The 19,639-nt window shown below is 33.7% G+C and carries 21 protein-coding genes; 15 read left to right on the forward strand and 6 right to left on the reverse strand.

Features of this window, described 5'->3' with window-relative positions; genetic code table 11:
- The first annotated feature begins 270 nt into the window (after positions 1–270).
- The 5 genes from L0B53_RS03315 (at position 271) to L0B53_RS03335 (ending at position 2,839) form a co-directional block, all read left to right on the forward strand.
- Positions 271–570, forward strand: coding sequence for a hypothetical protein (locus L0B53_RS03315; protein WP_235059059.1), 300 nt, complete (start codon positions 271–273; stop codon positions 568–570).
- 26 nt (positions 571–596) lie between these two features.
- Positions 597–893, forward strand: a complete 297-nt coding sequence (locus L0B53_RS03320) for a hypothetical protein (RefSeq protein ID WP_235059060.1) — start codon at positions 597–599, stop codon at positions 891–893.
- A gap of 70 nt (positions 894–963) precedes the next feature.
- Positions 964–1,284, forward strand: coding sequence for a hypothetical protein (locus L0B53_RS03325; RefSeq protein ID WP_235059061.1), 321 nt, complete (start codon positions 964–966; stop codon positions 1,282–1,284).
- 26 nt (positions 1,285–1,310) lie between these two features.
- Complete coding sequence (locus tag L0B53_RS03330; RefSeq protein WP_235059062.1) at positions 1,311–1,667, forward strand: hypothetical protein; 357 nt, start codon at positions 1,311–1,313, stop codon at positions 1,665–1,667.
- Between the two features lie 248 nt (positions 1,668–1,915).
- Entirely contained in the window at positions 1,916–2,839 is a 924-nt protein-coding gene (locus L0B53_RS03335) for a LysR family transcriptional regulator (protein ID WP_235059063.1), read from the forward strand.
- Here L0B53_RS03335 and L0B53_RS03340 read toward each other — a convergent pair.
- The 4 genes from L0B53_RS03340 to L0B53_RS03355 form a co-directional block, all read right to left on the reverse strand.
- Positions 2,836–4,710: an FUSC family protein gene (locus L0B53_RS03340; protein ID WP_235059064.1), complete on the reverse strand. Its 1,875-nt coding sequence runs from the start codon at positions 4,708–4,710 to the stop codon at positions 2,836–2,838. The two genes, L0B53_RS03335 and L0B53_RS03340, sit on opposite strands and share 4 nt — an antisense overlap.
- Before the next feature lies 1 nt (position 4,711).
- A complete protein-coding gene (locus L0B53_RS03345) occupies positions 4,712–5,566 on the reverse strand; it encodes an HlyD family secretion protein (protein ID WP_235059065.1) in 855 nt (284 codons plus the stop codon).
- A gap of 476 nt (positions 5,567–6,042) precedes the next feature.
- Positions 6,043–6,927, reverse strand: coding sequence for a LysR family transcriptional regulator (locus L0B53_RS03350; RefSeq protein WP_235059066.1), 885 nt, complete (start codon positions 6,925–6,927; stop codon positions 6,043–6,045).
- 166 nt (positions 6,928–7,093) lie between these two features.
- Entirely contained in the window at positions 7,094–7,483 is a 390-nt protein-coding gene (locus L0B53_RS03355) for a RidA family protein (protein WP_235059712.1), read from the reverse strand.
- Between the two features lie 703 nt (positions 7,484–8,186).
- Between L0B53_RS03355 and L0B53_RS03360 the strand changes: the two genes are divergently transcribed.
- From L0B53_RS03360 to L0B53_RS03405, 10 genes are all read left to right on the forward strand, one after another.
- Positions 8,187–8,543: a toxin-antitoxin system YwqK family antitoxin gene (locus tag L0B53_RS03360; RefSeq protein ID WP_235059067.1), complete on the forward strand. Its 357-nt coding sequence runs from the start codon at positions 8,187–8,189 to the stop codon at positions 8,541–8,543.
- A 653-nt stretch (positions 8,544–9,196) separates the two neighbouring features.
- Positions 9,197–9,763, forward strand: coding sequence for a hypothetical protein (locus tag L0B53_RS03365; RefSeq protein ID WP_235059068.1), 567 nt, complete (start codon positions 9,197–9,199; stop codon positions 9,761–9,763).
- A gap of 210 nt (positions 9,764–9,973) precedes the next feature.
- A complete protein-coding gene (gene dnaK, locus L0B53_RS03370; protein ID WP_235059069.1) occupies positions 9,974–11,875 on the forward strand; it encodes a molecular chaperone DnaK in 1,902 nt (633 codons plus the stop codon).
- 205 nt (positions 11,876–12,080) lie between these two features.
- Positions 12,081–12,335, forward strand: a complete 255-nt coding sequence (locus tag L0B53_RS03375) for a DnaJ domain-containing protein (protein ID WP_235059070.1) — start codon at positions 12,081–12,083, stop codon at positions 12,333–12,335.
- Positions 12,336–12,432: 97 nt separating this feature from the next.
- Entirely contained in the window at positions 12,433–13,314 is an 882-nt protein-coding gene (locus L0B53_RS03380) for a DnaJ C-terminal domain-containing protein (RefSeq protein WP_235059071.1), read from the forward strand.
- 28 nt (positions 13,315–13,342) lie between these two features.
- Positions 13,343–13,888 (forward strand): nucleotide exchange factor GrpE, encoded by a 546-nt coding sequence (locus L0B53_RS03385; RefSeq protein ID WP_235059072.1) that lies wholly within the window; start codon positions 13,343–13,345, stop codon positions 13,886–13,888.
- Between the two features lie 74 nt (positions 13,889–13,962).
- Positions 13,963–14,898, forward strand: a complete 936-nt coding sequence (locus L0B53_RS03390) for a Dyp-type peroxidase (protein ID WP_235059073.1) — start codon at positions 13,963–13,965, stop codon at positions 14,896–14,898.
- A gap of 458 nt (positions 14,899–15,356) precedes the next feature.
- A complete protein-coding gene (locus tag L0B53_RS03395) occupies positions 15,357–15,683 on the forward strand; it encodes a J domain-containing protein (protein WP_235059074.1) in 327 nt (108 codons plus the stop codon).
- 87 nt (positions 15,684–15,770) lie between these two features.
- Positions 15,771–16,016 (forward strand): hypothetical protein, encoded by a 246-nt coding sequence (locus L0B53_RS03400; RefSeq protein ID WP_235059075.1) that lies wholly within the window; start codon positions 15,771–15,773, stop codon positions 16,014–16,016.
- A 74-nt stretch (positions 16,017–16,090) separates the two neighbouring features.
- A complete protein-coding gene (locus L0B53_RS03405) occupies positions 16,091–16,336 on the forward strand; it encodes a hypothetical protein (protein ID WP_235059076.1) in 246 nt (81 codons plus the stop codon).
- 389 nt (positions 16,337–16,725) lie between these two features.
- Here L0B53_RS03405 and L0B53_RS03410 read toward each other — a convergent pair whose 3' ends face one another.
- Together L0B53_RS03410 and L0B53_RS03415 are read right to left on the reverse strand one after the other, a co-directional pair.
- On the reverse strand, positions 16,726–18,087 hold the full coding sequence (locus L0B53_RS03410) for a winged helix-turn-helix domain-containing protein (RefSeq protein WP_235059077.1): 1,362 nt from the start codon (positions 18,085–18,087) through the stop codon (positions 16,726–16,728).
- A 316-nt stretch (positions 18,088–18,403) separates the two neighbouring features.
- Complete coding sequence (locus tag L0B53_RS03415; RefSeq protein ID WP_235059078.1) at positions 18,404–19,387, reverse strand: MBL fold metallo-hydrolase; 984 nt, start codon at positions 19,385–19,387, stop codon at positions 18,404–18,406.
- Positions 19,388–19,639 lie beyond the last annotated feature (252 nt).

The raw sequence follows: 19,639 nt of genomic DNA on the forward strand, positions 1-19,639 counted from the left end.
TCAATATTGTCTATTGGCTTAAGATACCATAAAACCTTCTCGACTTGATAGGTATCCACAGAATGCGGAGTAAGAGAATATTTATTTGATTAGATTTTGGTTTATTAGAGCTGAAACAAAGAAACATAAGAATCGATTTTTGAGATCTCGACCGAGAACTAAGTTGTTTTAATTCATAGATGAGGATGAGCTTGTATACTGACATTAGTGGACTTTTAACTCTGATGTGCAGATAGGTTAATTTGAAGAAAAAACTTTGTGGTGGATAATATGAGTGTTGAGAATACAGTGACGATGACGACAGAACAATTATTGGAAGCTATCACTCAGCCTAAGCCGTTTGATCAACATTATGCGAGCCAAGAGTCCGTTGATAACTTACGAGAGCGCATGAATGAAAAGTTTCTGGGCATCGATAAACGCCTTGAACAGGTAGATAAGCAGTTTGACAAGATCGATCTAAAAATAGAACGAGTCGATAAAAAGATTGATAAGTTATTGTGGTTTATCGTGGTTGCTGTTTTGACGGTTTTGTTTCAAGACTATATTTTCACCTTGTTTTCGTCTTAAAAAGAGTGTGATTTCGGAGGGATAATATGAGTGTTGAGAATACTGTGACGATGACAACAGAACAATTATTGGAAGCTATCACTCAGCCTAAGCCGTTTGATCAACATTATGCGAGCCAAGAGTCCGTTGATAACTTACGAGAGCGCATGAATGAAAAGTTTCTGGGCATCGATAAACGCTTTGAACAAGTAGATAAGCGCTTTGAGCAAGTGGAGAAAAGGTTTGAACAGGTAGACAAGCAGTTTGACAAGATCGATTTAAAAATAGACGAGTCGATAAAAAGATCGATAAGTTATTGTGGTTTATCGTGGTTGCTGTTTTGACGGTTTTGTTTCAAGACTATATTTTCACCTTGTTTTCGTCTTAAAAAGAGTGTGATTTCGGAGGGATAAGATGGGCGTAGAAAATAGAGTGATAATTACGGCAGAACAACTATTAGAAGCGATTATTAATCATAAGCCGATCGATCAACATTATGCGAGCCAAGAGTCCGTTGATAACTTACGAGAGCGCATGAATGAAAAGTTTCTGGGCATTGATAAACGCCTTGAACAAGTAGATAAGCGCTTTGAACAGGTAGATAAGCAGTTTGACAAGATCGATCTAAAAATAGAACGAGTCGATAAAAAGATCGATAAGTTATTGTGGTTTATCGTGGTTGCTGTTTTGACGGTACTGTTCCAAGACTATATTTTCACCTTGTTTTCGTCTTAAAAAGAGTGTGATTTCGGAGGGATAAGATGGGCGTAGAAAATAGAGTGATAATTACGGCAGAACAACTATTAGAAGCGATTATTAATCATAAGCCGATCGATCAACATTATGCGAGCCAAGAGTCCGTTGATAACTTACGAGAGCGCATGAATGAAAAGTTTCTGGGCATCGATAAACGCTTTGAACAGGTTGATAATCGTTTTGAGCAAGTAGATAAGCGCTTTGAGCAAGTGGAGAAAAGGTTTGAACAGGTAGACAAGCAGTTTGACAAAATAGATCTAAAAATAGAACGAGTTGATAAAAAGATCGATAAGTTATTGTGGTTTATCGTGGTTGCTGTTTTGACGGTACTGTTCCAAGACTATATTTTTACGTTGTTTTAAATTCTAATTATGTCAAATAGACGTTGTTATCATAAACTTTATACCCTTCTTACTTGAAGTTGCTAGGTTGTTGGCTATATTCTTCGCCCCAATCATAGAGTACACCTATACTCATGGAGCCTCATTCACTTGCCGCCTACTAGCAACGCCAATTACTTTGGGTATAGATTCATACTCTCTTTTCATCTTCATTTCCCTAATTTAGTGCAAAAATCAACTATCCTGAAAAGAGAATAAGGAGAACTGTTTTGCATAACTTAAATGATTGGTATCTATTCTGTCGTGTTGCTGAAGAGTGTAGCATTACTAAAACGAGTGAAAAGTTGGCTATCCCAACCGCGACAATTAGCCGCAGAGTCAGTAGCCTTGAAGAGACAACTGGCTGTTTACTGTTTAATCGTAATGCGAGCAGGTTAACTTTAACGGATGAAGGGCTTAGTTATTATCAAGAATTACAAGAAACTCTTGGTAGGATTGAAAATGAATTTGATCAAATTTCAGAAGAGATTACTGGCGTTAAAGGTTTTATTAAGGTTCTCATTCCTCGGTTAATTTATAAGCTTATCTTTCAACGAGGATTTGAGCGACTTCTTCAGCAGCATCCTCATATTCAAATTGAAATTAATATGTATGATGATAAATATCAGGATATTAATACTGATTTTGACTTGATCATCAGTATGAGTAAAAAAAGTTCACCATTTTTTGATGATCAGGAGATTGCCGAGCATCACTTAACCCTTGTCGCGACAAAAGAATTTTTGAGAAAGCAGTCAGAGATTACCAAACCGGATGATCTACATAATTTACCTTTTATATCAAAAGACCCAACGCTAGATCGCTATCAACTGTTGAATCGCAAGACCAATGAGCCCATAAATGTCTCGTTCGTAAATAAACGTCTTAATATTTATGATGCCTTTTCTATCAAAAAAAGCATGTTATCTCATTTGGGTTTTACGGTTATTCCTCATATGTTAGTAAGAGATGAGATTGAAGATGGTGTCGTAGAACAGATATTGCCTGAGTGGTATTTACAACCTTTGCCGCTCTATATGTTAACGAAAAAGGCAGAAATAACTCCCCGTTGTCAACAATTACTCAAGGAAGTTATTTTAACTGAAATTGAAAGGTTTAAGCTCGAATATAGTGAAAGAGAACTGATTACTTAATCGGTCAACATTGGAAAATAAAGCGCAATCGTCCACCACTGTTCATAGGCTGATCTGTTATTTTCGTTTTTATATTGGGTTAGCTTTTCTTGAATCAATCCATTTAATTTAGCGCTTTGCTGTTTAAATAGTAACTCATTATGGTCAATTAAAGGGCGAGTATAACGCTCTAATTCATCTTGCTCTTTTACGCTTAATTGATCCTCGTTTAGTATATCAGCCGCAGACTTAATAAAGATAAATTGGTATAACTGTTTTCTATTTCCTGAATTGAACAGGGTTGGATAGATGGTTAAGATCCTTTGGTTTTCAATGGAGAATTGACCGTTATTTTTATGTGAACGTTTGGCTTCTTTTAATGACTTTTTCAAAAAGCGTTTTGCAATATCCACGTTACTTGTTTCAGGGATGGCCATATAACCAGCAATAGCAACCATAACTGAAAAAATAGTTGAGTAGGCAGTATCTAAATAGCTAGGGAAATCAAAACTCGGTACATTATCTAACTTTACATACGAAGACCAAAAGATGAGGAGAAACATCCAAAATAATTTAATGGGTGGTGCAGTATGATGAAATTGATAAGCGCAAATATACACAAACAACATCATAAATGGAAAAAACATTACCGGATCATTAAAAGGCATAATCCCATAACTGATACCAATTCCAACAATTGCCAGTGTTATTTGTGCTTGGAGTGTTGCACTGTTAGCCATTTTCACACCAGGCATCGCTGCGTAAATTGAACACATAGGACCTACGGTCATCATTGCATATAACCCACCTTGCCACTCTAATTGTGTCCATAAAAATGAAATAAAACACATTAATAACAGCGTTCTCACCGCATTTGTTAAACAAAAAATAAGATCTGGTTCTTGTTCTTTTATCTGTTCAATTTGCTGTTTGAATTGAGGTGGTTCTTCTTGTAATGTATTTATATTTAACCAAGTTAATTGTTTTTTTAATTCAACTAAATAACTCTCGATGACCTGTTGTTGGATAGGTTCTGAAATTTCTAAAGGTGCGAGTAATTTAGTCACCTCTTCCCCTGATTCTAGTTTCTCAAAAAACAGTGACCAGTCAACGTGATTATTATCTTTTTTACTTTCTAACAACATGTATTTTAAAATCACAGTATTAATTGCGATAGAAATACAGGTTAAGAATGAACTACTTTGTAATTGAATATCTCTGATTGACGCTTGGCTTCCAATAATAGTATCTGAAGGTAAGCTTTTATTACGGCAGATAAAAAATAGGTATTCAGCCATTTTTTTCTGGCTCTCAGATATGCTCGAACCAAGTAAAATATTTTTAATAAAACGATAAGTTGTTTTTTTTATTACCTTGAAACGATGAATCTCATCTTCATAAGGAAGAATAAATGAGATTACTTGAGTGGCTAAAATACCTAAGATGATCCCACATGCTCTGGCTTCTACCTGATGAAAAACGGTGGTCAAGTCTGGTGAGTAAGCAATAGGAAATCCGACAATTGATAAGGTAAGCCCAATAACTCCCGCACCATATGCTGCAAAGTTTTTTTGTAATGACGCCAAACCCGCACTCAATGAGATACCTAAAATAAGAAAAAAATTGAATAGCCAAGCATCGGTTAAACCTATTCCAGAAATTAATAGGATGTAGAGACATGCCGATAAAGTTCCGACTATACGAGCACAAGACTTCTTTAAGTTAGTCCCATGACCTCCTGTAAACTGGATCGCAGCAACCGTTATCATTGCTGCGCTGGTGGCCCAAGTATCCAGTTTAAGGCAAAGCAACCAAGTGACGATGACCGTCAATGAAAGACGCAGTGCAAAGAGGCTAGATTTAGGATCTGTCCAATATTTAATGATTTTCATATTAATGCTCAATATTGATTGACGCCGTTGTTCCTGAAATGAGTCGGTGGTTTGCTATTTCTTCTGATGTAAACTTTATTCTAACTGGAACACGTTGACCAACTCGAACCCACGGAACGGTTGGCTCTACATCTGGAACCAGACCAGAAAGATCTGCACTTTGATCTTCAATTGCTCGCCCAATACTTTGTACTGAACCGATAATATTTTGATCAGAAGAGAAGAGTGTTACTCGTGCAACATCACCTTGATGAATGTTTTTAATTTTAGCTTCTGAGAAATATCCCATCGCATAAAATGTATTTTTTTCAACTAGTGCAACAAATGTTTCGCCTACATTAATATAGTTACCAATACGCTGGTTTAAATTTGTGATATAACCATCTGCAGGAGCATAAATTTTAGTACGTGATAAATTAAGGTTTGCCATTGAAAGCTCTGCTTTAGCATTATTTAAAGCCGCCTTACTTGCTTGAACAACATAGCCTTCATTGGTTACTTGCTCTTCTGGTACAAGGTGGCCGGTTAATAACTTATAATCACGTTGATAAGTACTTTGATTCTGTTTTAATTGGAAGTTTAATTTATTTACATTAGCTGTTAGTTCATCAACATTGTGTTGATAATCAGATGCTTCGATTGTGAATAACAGGTCACCTTTTTTTACTTTTTGATTGTCATGAACATGAATATTAACAATCTCACCTGAAACCTTGGGTGCTATCTTAATGATTTCTGAGTGGATTTTAGCATTTCTCGTCCATGGTTTATTCATGTAGATATTCCAGGCACTGCTTCCCATTAAGAAGGCAGAAATAATCAATAAAATTGGAGTAATTAAACGAAAATGTTTCATATTGCAGCCATCTTAATTTCAAGGATTGTTGTAAAAATAATGATATAAATAGATAGATCACAGAGAGAGGTATTAATAATATTGAATTTCTTTGCAATTGGTAAGTATGCCATTCTAAGTATTAGCCATATTCCAATTGAGAGAATAAATAGCTGTAAAATACCTGGGAAATAATAGGCATCAAAAAATATAATTTCGGACATAAATAATTTCCACTATTTAAATAGAATGCTAAATGAGATTTAATATAAATTCTACTTTGTGAGTTTTATAAAAATGTGTAATAAAAGAAGTTATAAAAATATACTTATTACGCTATATATAGATAAAGATATAAACAATAATGAAATTATCATTTGTTTCCCACCTTATTCATCTTGTTTGCTTGAGTGTAATATAACGATTTAAAACATTCATATCTACCCACAAAAATGGATAGATCGCTTTCACTATTGTTAGGGAGTGTGAATATAAAGTTAATTGTAGCGTTGGTTGACCACATCCAAAACAAAATCGACAAATAAGCGATGGGTTTTGGGGATTTTGTTGCGATGCTTGTATAAAAGATGGATTGGAAGAGGGTCAAGTTGCCATTTCGGGTGAAGGTATTCTAATTGGTTAGTTGCGAGTTCTTGTTCAACGCTATAATCAGGAATAATACCAAACCCCATATTTTGTAGTAAAAAAAGTTTAATAAAACTGATATCTTGTACCGCAACTTTACTGTTAGGTTCTAAAGTGAAGTTTTTATCACCTTGATGGTAATGGTGTTCACTTCCTCTTTGGTAAGCGATAAAAGGAAGATCGACTAATGTTGAGATATCTTTTGCGGCATCGTATTTTTTGATAAAAGAAGGGGAAGCAACGGTAACAAGATTAATCTGACCCATATTACGGACGACTAAAGATTGCGATTTTGGCTCGCCAAAGATAATGGCGATATCAATGCTTTCATCAAGCTCATCACTATGACTATCTTTTAACTCAATATTTAATTTGATTAATGGATACTGCAGCATAAAGTGGTTAATTTTATCTTCGAGTAAAGTTCTATATAGAAGGCGAGGAATATGAAGTTTAATTGAACCTTTGATTTTTTGAAAGTTAGCGTTTACATTATTGATCTTTTGTTCGAGTGAATCAAAATAGCGATGGAGTTGATGATAATAACGCTCGCCACTCTCTGTAAGCGTTAACTTTGCACCCTGTCGAACAAAAAGTGATAGCTGAATCTCTTTTTCTAAGTTTGCTATTCGACGACTAAGAGTGACTGAAGGGATATTCAATTCACGACTAGCTTGATTAAAGCCGCCAAATTTGGCAACTAAACAGAAAAGTCGCCAATCGTTAAAGTTATGCATTAATCACCATAAAAATTTGTCATATACCCTTTAAACGAATGACACAAACAGTTGGTATCATTCTCTTTATCTGTTTAAATTTAGTTGTAATATCTAGTTTTATCAATTGGGTACTAAAATATTTTGATGATAAATTAAGTTTTTTACTTATTTAAATAAACTATAGTTAAACACCTGCAGAGGCCGTAAATACCATTTCAACTAAAAGCTTGGGATTTGCTAATTCTACTTTGACGCATGCACGGCTTGGAGAGCAGCCTTCAGGAAACCAAGCTTGCCACTCTTGATTTAACACTTCCATATTAGCAAAATCGGTAATATAGATAGTCACAGCACTAATATGAGATTTGTTACTATTGACAAGTGCTAACATCTCTTCTGCTTGAGCAAAAACCTGTTGAACTTGCCCTTGCATATCGGCATCTTGGTCTGACTCAGCGACTTCTACAAAATTTGCAGTGCCATTTAAAACTGTGACATCTGACCAAAGTGGAGCTGGATTAACAAAATTAACGGCTGTAGGTTGTTTTTCAGTTTGAGCTAATAGTTGGTCAATCGTTTCTAACTTTTTAACTAGTTTTGCTCTCTTTTTGAGTAGTTTTTCTCTGCTATTTTCGGAATCTTTCATTTTTTTCTCTTTTCCTTGAAGTATGAATGCCGTATTAGTTTGACTCTTTTTTAGATCAAACTCTGGTTGATAATCATGACAAGGTTGGAAATTAATGCAAGGTGAAAGTGGTGTTAATTCTGATGGCGTATCTCTTGAACTCAATAGGATGGGCGAGCATAGGTTACGTTCAGATTCACTGGCTCGTGCACAACTACTACAGATAAATCGAGGTTGATGAACAATTTGCTGGAACGTTAATAGATTTGCTCGAATATCGCGTTTCCGAATTTGACATAATTTTTGATTAATCATCTATTTACCTCTCAGAAATATTGCGTGACATGAACCTCCGTTGATGCCTATCAAGTATATAGCCTTATTTGATGTCGTTAGGCTATGTTTACTACAGTCATAGCTGTCTTTTTTCGCCTGACTCATGGGGCCTCATTCATTTTTTGCCTACTCGCAACTCCAAGTACTTTGGGTATATTGGTCATTTCAATTGCTTTGAGTATAGTTTATGCAAGAATAATTTGTATTAAATCTTGGACTATAATGAATGTATATTGTTTGAGGGGATACCTATGTTGCCGATTCTATTAAATACAAGATGTAAACTATTTCACTCTGTCTTTATGACATTTTTTTCATGATATTTAGTTTCAATTTATCCGCGGAAGAAATAAAAAGTTATTATGAAAATGGTAGCATTAAAGAAGTAGGGCAGTACCAGAATGGTGTCCCGGATGGTAAATATTCACGATTTTTCGAAAGTGGATCAATTCAACAGCGTGGCTTGTTTAAGCAAGGTGAATTACAAGGAGAAATTGTTAGCTATTATGAAGGCAGTGCAATTAAATCAAAAGTAACATACCAAAATGGTCAGCTTGATGGTATTGCCATTATGTTTTATGAAAACGGTAATATGGAGTCAAAGTCTGTTTATAAATCTGGAAAAAAACAATCGTCAATTCATTTTGATAAACAAGGCAATCGATCTAATTGATGTTATCCACATACATTCAAAAAATGAAGCTTCTGTTGTAGAGGTTTATCCCCCGCCTTACCTGAAGTTGCTAGGTTGTTGGCCACTCTCGCTCCAATCATATAGTACATCTATACTCATGGGGCCTCATTCACTGCTGCCTACCACAACACGCCAACTACTCTGGGTATAAAGGGCGAGATGCCGACAATAAGTTTAATTTTCAAAAAGACTTGAGCATATACGGATCTTCTGAATTAATATGATCACAAGTTATCTATCAAGAACTCTTCTTTAAATCCGTTATTGATTAAGTAGAACGACAGGGCAACGATTAATCACGCCATTTAATTTAACTAAATAAAAAAATAAACATTGTACTCAATATGTTGTTTTAGCGTAAGTTTCCACCAATTTATATAAAATTTTTATAAAATTCTCCATTGTCATGACTTTTTCATCAATATTTTTTTGATATTTTATGTTGAAATGACATTTTAGTCCTACCATCTTTTCATCGACAATTTAAAGCTCAACTCCGAGCCAATGCCGATAATAAAGTGGATTTTTCATTTACTCTTGTCATTGATGTTTTCTTCAAGAGAGTCAATGATCAAATTATCTTTATTTGATTGTCGACTTACATCAAATAAATGATTAAAGAGGAAGTGACGATGTTCAATTTTGAAACATATTTATGCAAAAAGTGTGGTAATAAAGTAGAAATAAAAAATCATGGTGGTGGTGAATTAAGCTGTTGTTCTGAAGTAATGAGTTGTGTTACTTATGATTTAACGGAAGACAATTTAAATAAATCCTTCCAGATGGAAGCAATATCACATGTTCAAAATCAGATCTTTGCAAATATTGTCGAACGTGAAGGTGATAGTGAATTAGCTAAATATTATCGAGATCTATCACAATCAAACATTAAGAACGCCTTTTTTATTCATGAGAATATTAATCACAGAGAGAATTTTTCAACGAAAAATATTTTAGAGCATACACTTTGCAAAGCAATGTATGAAAACGCTAATTTATACCCAAGTTTTTCTAAAATTGCCAATGGAAATGATTATATTGATGCTGAAATTTTATTTCTAGGATTAGGAAGTATCAAAGGCCGAGAATTAAATAAACTAAAAGAGCTAGAAATAACAAGAAAGAACGGTTCTTTATTACATAAAATGCTGGCTAAACATCAGTTAAATATGGATGTAAAAATTGGTATGAATAAGTAATTTTTAATAACATTAAAGTTATTTGAATGAATGATTTATCTTATGAGCACTTTTAGTCGTGTTGATTATATTTGACTTGTTTCAATGTAACTAAAATACCTACAAAAATTTATTTATTGTGGTATTGAAATAATATGTGATTTAAATGGACCTTCAATCATGCACTAAAAGAATAAAACTATTTAAAAATTAAAAAATATAGAGAAAGTAATGAGTAGAATTATTGGTATTGATTTAGGTACAACAAACTCATGTGTTGCAGTTGTTGATGGTGATACTCCAATCGTTATTGAAAATGCAGAGGGTGAGCGTACAACACCTTCTATTATTGGTTATACAGAACAAGAGATTTTGGTAGGACAGCCCGCTAGGCGTCAAGCGATTACAAATCCAAAAAATACGCTATTTGCGATTAAACGTTTAATTGGTCGTCGTTTTTCTGATGAAGAAGTTCAGCGTGATATTCAAATCATGCCTTATAACATCGTTGAAGCAGATAACGGTGATGCTTGGGTCGAAGCGCAAAGTAAAAAAATGGCGCCGCCACAGGTTTCTGCTGAAGTTTTAAAGAAAATGAAAAAGACAGCGGAAGATTATCTAGGTGAAAAAGTGACAGCTGCTGTTGTTACTGTTCCGGCTTATTTCAATGATGCTCAGCGTCAAGCAACAAAAGATGCCGGAAAAATTGCTGGATTAGAAATTAAACGTATTATTAATGAACCAACAGCCGCTGCACTTGCTTATGGTTTAGATAAAAATAAAAAAGATAGCACGATTGCTGTTTATGATTTGGGTGGCGGTACATTCGATATTTCTATTATCGAGATTGATGAAATTGAAGGTGAAAAAACCTACGAAGTATTAGCTACAAATGGTGATACTCACCTTGGTGGTGAAGATTTTGATAATGTCTTGATTAACCACTTAGTTGACACTTTTAAAAAAGATGAAGGGTTTGACCTGCGTAATGACTCGTTAGCGATGCAGCGTGTTAAAGAAGCGGCAGAAAAAGCAAAAATTGAACTCTCTTCAGCCCAGCAGACAGATATCAACTTACCTTATGTGACAGCCGATGCTACAGGGCCTAAGCATATGAATATTCGCCTTACTCGTGCAAAGCTTGAGGCATTGGTAGAATCATTGGTTGAACAGTCATTGAAACCATTAAAGACTGCATTAAAAGATGCAGATCTTTCACCTTCAGATATTTCAGAAGTGATTCTGGTTGGTGGGCAAACGCGTATGCCATTAGTTCAAGAAAAAGTTAAAGCTTTCTTTGGTAAAGATCTACGTCATGATGTTAATCCTGATGAAGCTGTTGCACTAGGTGCCGCTATTCAAGGTGCGGTATTAGCGGGCGATATTAAAGATGTTTTATTATTAGATGTTACCCCTTTATCTCTTGGTATTGAGACAATGGGCGGGGTGATGACAACGTTAGTCGATAAGAATACAACGATTCCAACTCGTGCAAACGAAGTCTTTTCAACGGCTGAAGATAACCAAAATGCGGTGACTATCCATGTACTTCAAGGTGAACGTAAGCAAGCGAAATTGAATAATTCATTGGGTCAATTTAATCTAGAAGGTATTGAGCCTGCACCTCGAGGAATGCCTCAAGTTGAAGTTACATTTGATTTAGATGCCGATGGTATTTTGAATGTCTCAGCTAAAGATAAGCAGACAGGTAAAGAACAAAAAATCACGATTCAAGCATCAAGTGGTTTAAATCAGTCTGATATCGAAAAAATGGTACAAGAGGCTGAATTAAATAAAGATGCAGATAAAGTATTTGAAGAAATTACCGCATTACGAAATCAAGCTGATCATTTAATCCACACAACAAATAAAGAATTAGCCGAGCTTGAAGGGACTATTTCAGCAGAAGATAAATCAAACGTTGAAACAGCGATTAAGTCCTTAGAGGATGTAAAAAATAGCGATGTAAAAGATGAGATTGAAAGTAAACTTCAAGCGTTACTTTCTGCTGCTCAAATACTAAAAACTGCATCTGAAAATAAAACGACAGATGCAACTTCAGAAAAATCAAATTCGTCAGATGATGATGTTGTTGATGCAGAGTTTGAAGAAGTGGAAGACGAAAGAAAATAGTTAGATGAAATTTAATTAAAGCGACAACTCGGTTTATACCTAAAATATTTGGAGTTGCTAGTAAGCGATAAGTGAATGATTCCCTTGAGTATAGGTGAAATATTTCATTGGGATAAATAAGCCCAGTCGACAGTCTAGTATCTTCAAGTATGAAAGGTATAGATCGTATTGCAAGCCTACTTGAATACCTAATTCAGGTCTGATTATGATTGATAAAACACATTATGAAATATTAGGTATTAACCACGATAGTTCTATTGATGATATTCATCTTTCTTTTAAGCAATTAATTAATAAGAATAGCAAAATAAGTGGGAAATTATCTTACCAGGAATTTAATGAAATAATTTTAGCTTATGATGTTCTCTCCTGTCATGAAACTAAAATGAAATATGATAGGGATATTAATAATGAAATAGTTAATAAAAAAGACGTGTTTGTATTCGATTTAAATATTTAACACTCCCATTTATATTAATTCCAATGAACATTATTTTGTTTTTCTTTATTATTCATTTGCACTATTAGTTATATTGTAAATAAAGGCTAACTCACACATGGCTAAAGACTATTATGCTCTTTTAGGTCTGACTAAAACAAGCACAAAAAAACAGATAAAAAAAGCATACAAAAAACTTGCTAATCAATATCACCCAGATAAAAATCCCAATAATCCCCAAGCAGAAGAAAAGTTTAAAGATATAAAATTAGCATATGAAACTCTTTATGATGAAGAAAAGAGAAGAGAATATGACTTGTACGGTGAAGAAGGAAGTTCAAATCATCGTCAAAGAAGAGAGTATCAATCACAAGGATTTCGACAACAGCATCATAATTCTGCAAATGGTTTTAGTCAGTTTGATTTCTCAGATTTATTTGGTCATGGATTCGATCGACAAAACTCCCGTCAACAGCAACAAAAAGGTTCAAACTTAGAATTTAATCTTCATATATATCTTTTGGATTCACTGCAAGGTGCAACGAAAGTCATTAATATTCCAATTAATAATCAAAATAAAACGATTAAAGTTAAAATCCCGAAGGGAATAAAATCGGGTGGAAAAATTCGCTATGCAGGCAAAGGCGAACCGGGTTTCAATCAAGGTCAATCAGGTGATTTAATTATACATATTACCGTTGATGATGATGCGACATTGAGTCGTAACGGTGATGATTTAACCTATAAAAAGACGATTGATATGTTTACTGCTGTTTTGGGTGGAGAGATAAATATCAGTTTATTAGATAAAAATTATAAGCTGAAAATTCCGTCTACTACCCAAAATGGCAAAAAATTCAAATTAAAAAATAAAGGTATAGCAACAAAAGAAGGGCAGTTCGGGGATCTTTATGTAGAGATTAATATCTCAATACCTAAGCTAGAGACTGAAGAGCAAAAAGCCTTAATCACCCAACTACAAGATTTATTAAATAAATAACAAACATTGAATAAAGATAGGATTAATAATGAATAACCATAAAAATAGCAATGATTTAATTAATGAAGAAGAGTTGATGGTGAAAGGTAATGATAAATCTTTGTCATTAAAAGAACAAATAGAAGAGTTACAGTTAGCATTAAAAGAGAGTCATGAGCAATTATTACGTGTAAGAGCGGATGCTGAAAATAGCAAAAGAAGAGCACTTACTTCTGCCGATAAAGCAAAAAGTTATGCAATTGATAAGTTCTCTGAAGATCTTATTCCTGTATTTGATAGTTTAGAGTTAGCAATCGAAGCTGAAGAGAAACAAGAAAAATGTGACAACGTAGCAAATGTGACGTCAGGTTTGAAAATGACTTACAAGCTATTAATTAGTATTGCAGAAAAGCATGGATTGACAGTTATTAATCCAGAAATGATGACTTTTGATCCTAATTTTCATCAAGCGGTTTCAACACAGCGTTGTCAAACCATTGATGAATTACCAAATAAAATTATCTCTGTGTTACAAAAAGGGTTCTTATTAAATGGACTATTAATACGCCCAGCTATGGTTGTCGTCTCTAAATAATGAATGGCTAACAGTCAAAAAACAGTGTTTACATTAACTTAAACCTTTAAACCTTTGAACATAGAAAGAAAATAATGATAGATAATATAAAAGCTTTAGCGCAACCTGGTGTTGTTTCTGATGCCAATAAATTTGTTGAATACTTAACATTTATGATTCATCGGGGAACCGATTGTACGATTATTCAAAAAGCACTTAATCAAGTAGCTATGTTTGAACGCTCTATTTCACAAAAAGATCTCACCGCAAATTTGACTGTCAGTATTGGAGTCTCTAATCATGGTTGGAATATTGTACTACCAAATATATATAAACCAGTTAAATTAGCTTCTTTTACTGCAATGGAAGAGGGGTCGAGATCATTTCCTGCAACTGATGGAGATCTCTTCTTTATGATTAAATCAGATCGAATAGATCTGAATTTTCAATTAGCGAAATATATTTTCAAAGTATTTGGGAATTTTTCTACCTTGGTCGAAGATATTCAAGGATTCCGTTATTTGGATAACCGAGATATGGTCGATTTTGTCGATGGAAGTGAGAATCCAACATCTGAACTACGTTTAGAATCTATATTAGTGAAAGATGAAAGAAAAGTTCATGTCGGTGGAAGTTATTTAACGGTACAACGGTACGTAACAAAAGAGAGAAATTGGGTATCACAATCTGTTGCCTACCAAGAAAAAGTGATAGGCAGAACAAAATTTGACGATATAGAACTCAATGAAAATGATAAACCGGCTTGGGCTCATAATAATAAAAGCAAAGTTTTTATTGATGGAGTTGAACAGAAAATACTGAGACAAAATCGACCATATGGAAATGCACTTGAACATGGCACGATGTTTATTGGCTTTTGTTCAGAGCCCGAAGTGATTCAATTATCATTAAAGCAAATGATCTATGCTGACGAGTTAGGTAACTATGATCGGTTACTTGATTTTGTTGAAGCAAAAACGGGAACGAATTATTTTATGCTTTCTCAAACATTATTGAATTTATTTGATTGATATTAATTTCTAAAAAATAGGCTGGACAAGGTAAAAGTTCAGCCTTTATTGGGTAAAAAAAACCACACTCCGCAAAGTTGTTCCAAAATTTATGCAATCCTTATCGACTTGATGAATACTTTATATTTTATTCACGTTATTTTAGTAAAATAAAGAGATAAAATGAGTTTTTAATCTATTTTATTTATAAAATTTATCTTTGTTTGCTCTTAAGTTGGGTTTTGTGTATCCCCTATATCTCACTGTAATTATTGTATTTATTTTTTATATTGCTCTTATTTTATAAATTTTTTATCAAATTATTTTTGTTCAGTGTTTTTTCATCGATTTTTTTTCATTAGTTTATGCCTAACTAGACACAAATATCTAATATGCACTCATCGAAACGAAGACGCCCTTTTATAGAGCGATTAACGATTCACTACTTAATTATTATTGTTAAGGTTGAGAAGTAGATAATGATTGAAAGAACATATTACGATGTACTTGGTATCTCCCCAAGTAGCTCGATTAATGAGATTCGAAAGTCTTATAAAAATATTGTTAGACAGAATACAAAGACTCCTAGTTCAATTACATTAGAAGAGTTAAACGAAGCAACGTTAGCCTATAAGGTGCTCTCATCAAGTCATAGTAAATATGATTATGATTTAGATATATTTAATCGTAACGCTCTGATAGGTAAAGCTGATATAGAAAACACACTTTTACAATCACTTTTACCCGTACTATTAGCACCTATCAGTCTAATTGCAGTTTGTTTTATTGGTTTGGGCTTATATTAGTTCATTCGCCTTATACCCAACTGAGGGTATTTATAAGCAATATTAGTTTTTAACCGTTTAATTAAAATTCATCCGAAGGTAAATAGTATGTTTAATGAAGTTCAGTCATTAGTAAAAGAATTCCCAAATCACAAAAACGAAATCAATCATTTATTAGATAATGATCAAGAGTTTGTCGCAGCAAGCTACCAATATATTTTAATTTCAGAAGAAGTACATCTTCTTGAGACACTGAAAGGCTATATTCAAGGAGAGAATCTTTTTATCAAGAAATTGGTGAAGTCGATGCTGAAAAACCGTTTATTTAATAATATCAATGCTATTGCGGCTTAATTTTTACTTTTTTGTCGAATCTTTCTTTATTCGCTTTTAACTTATTCTTATAAAATTTATTGGTAGGTACATATATGTTTAACGAATTACAGTCTCTCATCAAAGAGTTCCCAAATCACAAAAACGAAATCAATCATTTACTAGATAATGATCATGAATTTGTCGCTGCAAGCTGCCAATATATTTTGATTTCAGAAGAAGTACATCTGCTTGAGACGTTAAAAGGTTATATTCAAGGGGAGAATCTTTTTATCAAGAAATTGGTGAAGTCGATGCTTAAAAATCGTTTATTTAATAATATTGCTGCTGTAGAGGCGTAGTGTCATCTTAGTTTAGCTGGAAGTTATTAACTGACTGATTGTAAACATTTTTTATCTAACTTATAAGATCAGGTCATTGGTGAGAGACCCAAATCAATCGCCGTATATACTTCATCCTTGAAGTCGCTAGGTTGTTGGCTGCACTCGTTTTCCCCAATCATGTAGTACACCTACACTCATGGGGCCTCACTTGCTGCCTACTAGCAACTCCAATTATTTTAGTTATATAAGAGAAATATTCATTAATTTAATGAAAAAGAAAAACTAGGGGCAGAGATAGAAGAACAGGGTGAAAAAATAAAAACATTATTTATAATAAAATTTTGCTTTTACTTCTTCTATATCTGATTTAAACAGTAGTGACTCAATCAACATAATACTTAATGGATTTAAGTGGCTATAAAGCGCTTCATAATAAAGAGTTGCAGCACTACTTTTTTTCCTTTCATCTCATAGGCTTTACCAAGTAAAATCGTACTCATTAATGAACGTTGATAATGGTTATGCTTTCTTAAAGCAATCAGTGCTCCATCAGCATTTTGTTTTGTTAAATAATAGACAGCGAGAGCTTCATTTGCGGCAACGTTAGTCTCAAATGTATCCGCATCAAAATCATACGATTCAAAGTATTTATTTAATTCTTCAATACTCTCTTTATGTTTAGTATTTTCCCCCATGTAGAGGTCTAAAATACCCAACATATAATCTAAAGAGACTAAAGTATCAGTGTCATTTCCCAATCTAATTTGTTGTTTTATCTCATTTCTTGTATCTATTAATTGATCAAAATGGCCAGAAACGATCCTGCCATAAGTTTGAACAATTAAGCTTAGTTCTTTGTTATTATATACCCAAGGCGTTAACAACCTCTTGTTATTGTTTATATTAAATAGTTTGGCTAAATCTGCTGATACTTGTATTGACGTACTTGAAATATCAATAGAATTGATGGTATATGTACGATCAAGCTTGGTCGTTTTTGATACTTTATCAATAAATTTAAGCTTAAATGACGTTTCACCATTAATCGTGATATTGATGCGCTGAGCGGCATTATTATTAATCTCTGCAGAGATATAATAGTGTTGGGTATTCTTTCTTAGATTTCTAAGTATTAACTCAACAATCCCTCGTTGGAGCTCGTACTGTCCAATATTTTCATCAAAGTGAACTTCGATTAAATAGGGGTTTAAGGTGTATTGTTCTTCTGGGGTAGTTTGCTGTTTATACTCATCATAGCCAAAAAGAGCAAACCCAAAAATGATCGCGGAAACTAAAAGAAAAAGAGGTAAACTTTTATATATTTTCCATTTCTTATTAGAGGGAGAAGGTGAATATTTTACTGCAACATTACTATTGTTGGACAAGACTTCTGCAGGTAAGTTTTTTACTAATTTAGTGTTCTTTAATGTGGAATTTTGCCCACTAACAACGTCGACTTCCCCTTCGAATTTGTAACCTTTTTTAGATATAGTTTTAATATAACTTTTGTTTTCTGTGCTGACCTGCTTCAGCTGTTTTCTCAATTCAAAAATAGATTGAGTAACCACTTGATCTGTTAAGATAGCACCTTGCCAAACCTTATTGATGATTTGATCACGGCTATAGATAACACCCTCATTTTTAATTAGAAATAGCAATAGCTTAGATAGGCGATTGTCAATAAAGAACTCTTCACCTTCAACGATAATTTTGTTTTCATTTGGATCAAAAATCCAATTGTCTACTTTATATTGATCATGTTTTTTCATTATTATTAATAGGTTATCCATTTATCAAAATAATTTTTTAGAAATCTGCCCTTTCAACAGGAAGGAGATTTTATTGATCTCTTCTAAAAGTATATGTGAGCTTTGAGAAATTTTATGAAAAGTGGATGTGATTTTTAATAAAATGATGGAAAGTATATTGAATTAAAACAAGATATACATAAAGTGAATGGAAATTGCTCGGTTGTTGGCTATATTCATTCGCCCCAATCATATAGAGAATCTATACTCATGGGGCTTCATTTTTCGTCGCTTATTCGCAACAATAATCACTCTAGGAATATTGACTAGAGGTGACTTACAATCTGTATTGTTCCCCTTGAGTTGGAATAATAAATTCAACACCAAGATCATTCAGTTCATCTAATTGTTTTTTGATTATCGCTTTTGGATCCTCACCTTTTTTTAAACCATATTTAATGTGGCTGATGACGATTTTTAAACCTTTCAAACTTCCTTTGCCGCCAGAAAGTTGCTCGAAACGTTTTAGTTCAGTGATTAACCAATTTGGTGTTAGATGACCAAATAGGGCTTTGTCTGGTGTTGCGTTAGCAAAGGAAACTTCAATAACTAAACCATTTAATTTACTTGATTTTTGAATCGGCGCTAATTGAGTCCAAACTTTTTTAAGTGATTCTGTTTTTTCTACTTTATCTGGTCCAGTGTCACCAAAAAATGCAATTGTATTTTCATTATCAGTGATAAAAAAAGCAGAAGAGGGAGCAGGATGATTGACAGCTAATGAACTGATATTCAATGACGTCTCAGCAATCGATATTGGAGTGCTGCCATCAACATTAACATATTGATACTGACCAATCTTATATCCTTTGCCAGTATTGCCGAAGTTAGGCCAAGCTGTCCAGTTAAAGTAGGTATCAGCAATCGCCTTGTTGGTTTTCTCTGAACCATAAATGTTCTTTTTGGTGTCTTCAGGTGATGCAATAATTAAACCACTAATATGATCTAAGTGACTATGAGTGATAACATACCCTTTGATTTTTTCTCGAAGGATATAGCCAACTTTGCCGTATTCACTGTTATTAGGAACGTCTACATGATCGAATGCTCCTTGTTTATTGGCAACATTCAGCCCGTTAATAATGGTACCGGCATCTAAAGTGACGTAGTTTTTATCCATTTCAGAACGAAGTAGAAAAGAGGTTAAATTGCCATCTTCAATTCCACCTTTGGAACCCAAAACAGTTAATTCAAAGTTTGCAGCAGAAACACCTGAGCTAAGAGTCGCGAGAAGTGTTGTTGTTAGTAAAAGCCGTTTCATTGTTGATCCTAATTACATCCATAATAATTTTTTATATTGTCTCACTATTTATTCGTTTTACCAATATTGAATGAAAAAAAGGCACTAAGCTTTCACTTAGTGCCTTAATCATCAAGTCGATGACATTAATAAATTTTTGTTAATCAATCCATAATTAGTTAATCACTTCCCGGTGATTTTATATCCGATTATTATTTGTTGCTTCCTGGCGTTATCTATTTATTCATCATCCTGATGAGTTTTTATCTTCCG

The organism is Vibrio sp. SS-MA-C1-2 (assembly GCF_021513135.1).
Taxonomy (GTDB): Bacteria; Pseudomonadota; Gammaproteobacteria; order Enterobacterales; family Vibrionaceae.

Excerpts from the sequence above, each read along its gene's own strand:
- L0B53_RS03315 (WP_235059059.1), top strand. The coding sequence starts at position 271 with ATGAGTGTTGAGAATACAGTGACGATGACGACAGAACAATTATTGGAA.
- L0B53_RS03320 (WP_235059060.1), top strand. The coding sequence starts at position 597 with ATGAGTGTTGAGAATACTGTGACGATGACAACAGAACAATTATTGGAA.
- L0B53_RS03325 (WP_235059061.1), top strand. The coding sequence starts at position 964 with ATGGGCGTAGAAAATAGAGTGATAATTACGGCAGAACAACTATTAGAA.
- L0B53_RS03330 (WP_235059062.1), top strand. The coding sequence starts at position 1,311 with ATGGGCGTAGAAAATAGAGTGATAATTACGGCAGAACAACTATTAGAA.
- L0B53_RS03340 (WP_235059064.1), bottom strand. The coding sequence starts at position 4,710 with ATGAAAATCATTAAATATTGGACAGATCCTAAATCTAGCCTCTTTGCA.
- L0B53_RS03345 (WP_235059065.1), bottom strand. The coding sequence starts at position 5,566 with ATGAAACATTTTCGTTTAATTACTCCAATTTTATTGATTATTTCTGCC.
- L0B53_RS03350 (WP_235059066.1), bottom strand. The coding sequence starts at position 6,927 with ATGCATAACTTTAACGATTGGCGACTTTTCTGTTTAGTTGCCAAATTT.
- L0B53_RS03360 (WP_235059067.1), top strand. The coding sequence starts at position 8,187 with ATGATATTTAGTTTCAATTTATCCGCGGAAGAAATAAAAAGTTATTAT.
- L0B53_RS03365 (WP_235059068.1), top strand. The coding sequence starts at position 9,197 with ATGTTCAATTTTGAAACATATTTATGCAAAAAGTGTGGTAATAAAGTA.
- dnaK (WP_235059069.1), top strand. The coding sequence starts at position 9,974 with ATGAGTAGAATTATTGGTATTGATTTAGGTACAACAAACTCATGTGTT.
- L0B53_RS03375 (WP_235059070.1), top strand. The coding sequence starts at position 12,081 with ATGATTGATAAAACACATTATGAAATATTAGGTATTAACCACGATAGT.
- L0B53_RS03380 (WP_235059071.1), top strand. The coding sequence starts at position 12,433 with ATGGCTAAAGACTATTATGCTCTTTTAGGTCTGACTAAAACAAGCACA.
- L0B53_RS03385 (WP_235059072.1), top strand. The coding sequence starts at position 13,343 with ATGAATAACCATAAAAATAGCAATGATTTAATTAATGAAGAAGAGTTG.
- L0B53_RS03390 (WP_235059073.1), top strand. The coding sequence starts at position 13,963 with ATGATAGATAATATAAAAGCTTTAGCGCAACCTGGTGTTGTTTCTGAT.
- L0B53_RS03395 (WP_235059074.1), top strand. The coding sequence starts at position 15,357 with ATGATTGAAAGAACATATTACGATGTACTTGGTATCTCCCCAAGTAGC.
- L0B53_RS03400 (WP_235059075.1), top strand. The coding sequence starts at position 15,771 with ATGTTTAATGAAGTTCAGTCATTAGTAAAAGAATTCCCAAATCACAAA.
- L0B53_RS03405 (WP_235059076.1), top strand. The coding sequence starts at position 16,091 with ATGTTTAACGAATTACAGTCTCTCATCAAAGAGTTCCCAAATCACAAA.
- L0B53_RS03410 (WP_235059077.1), bottom strand. The coding sequence starts at position 18,087 with ATGAAAAAACATGATCAATATAAAGTAGACAATTGGATTTTTGATCCA.
- L0B53_RS03415 (WP_235059078.1), bottom strand. The coding sequence starts at position 19,387 with ATGAAACGGCTTTTACTAACAACAACACTTCTCGCGACTCTTAGCTCA.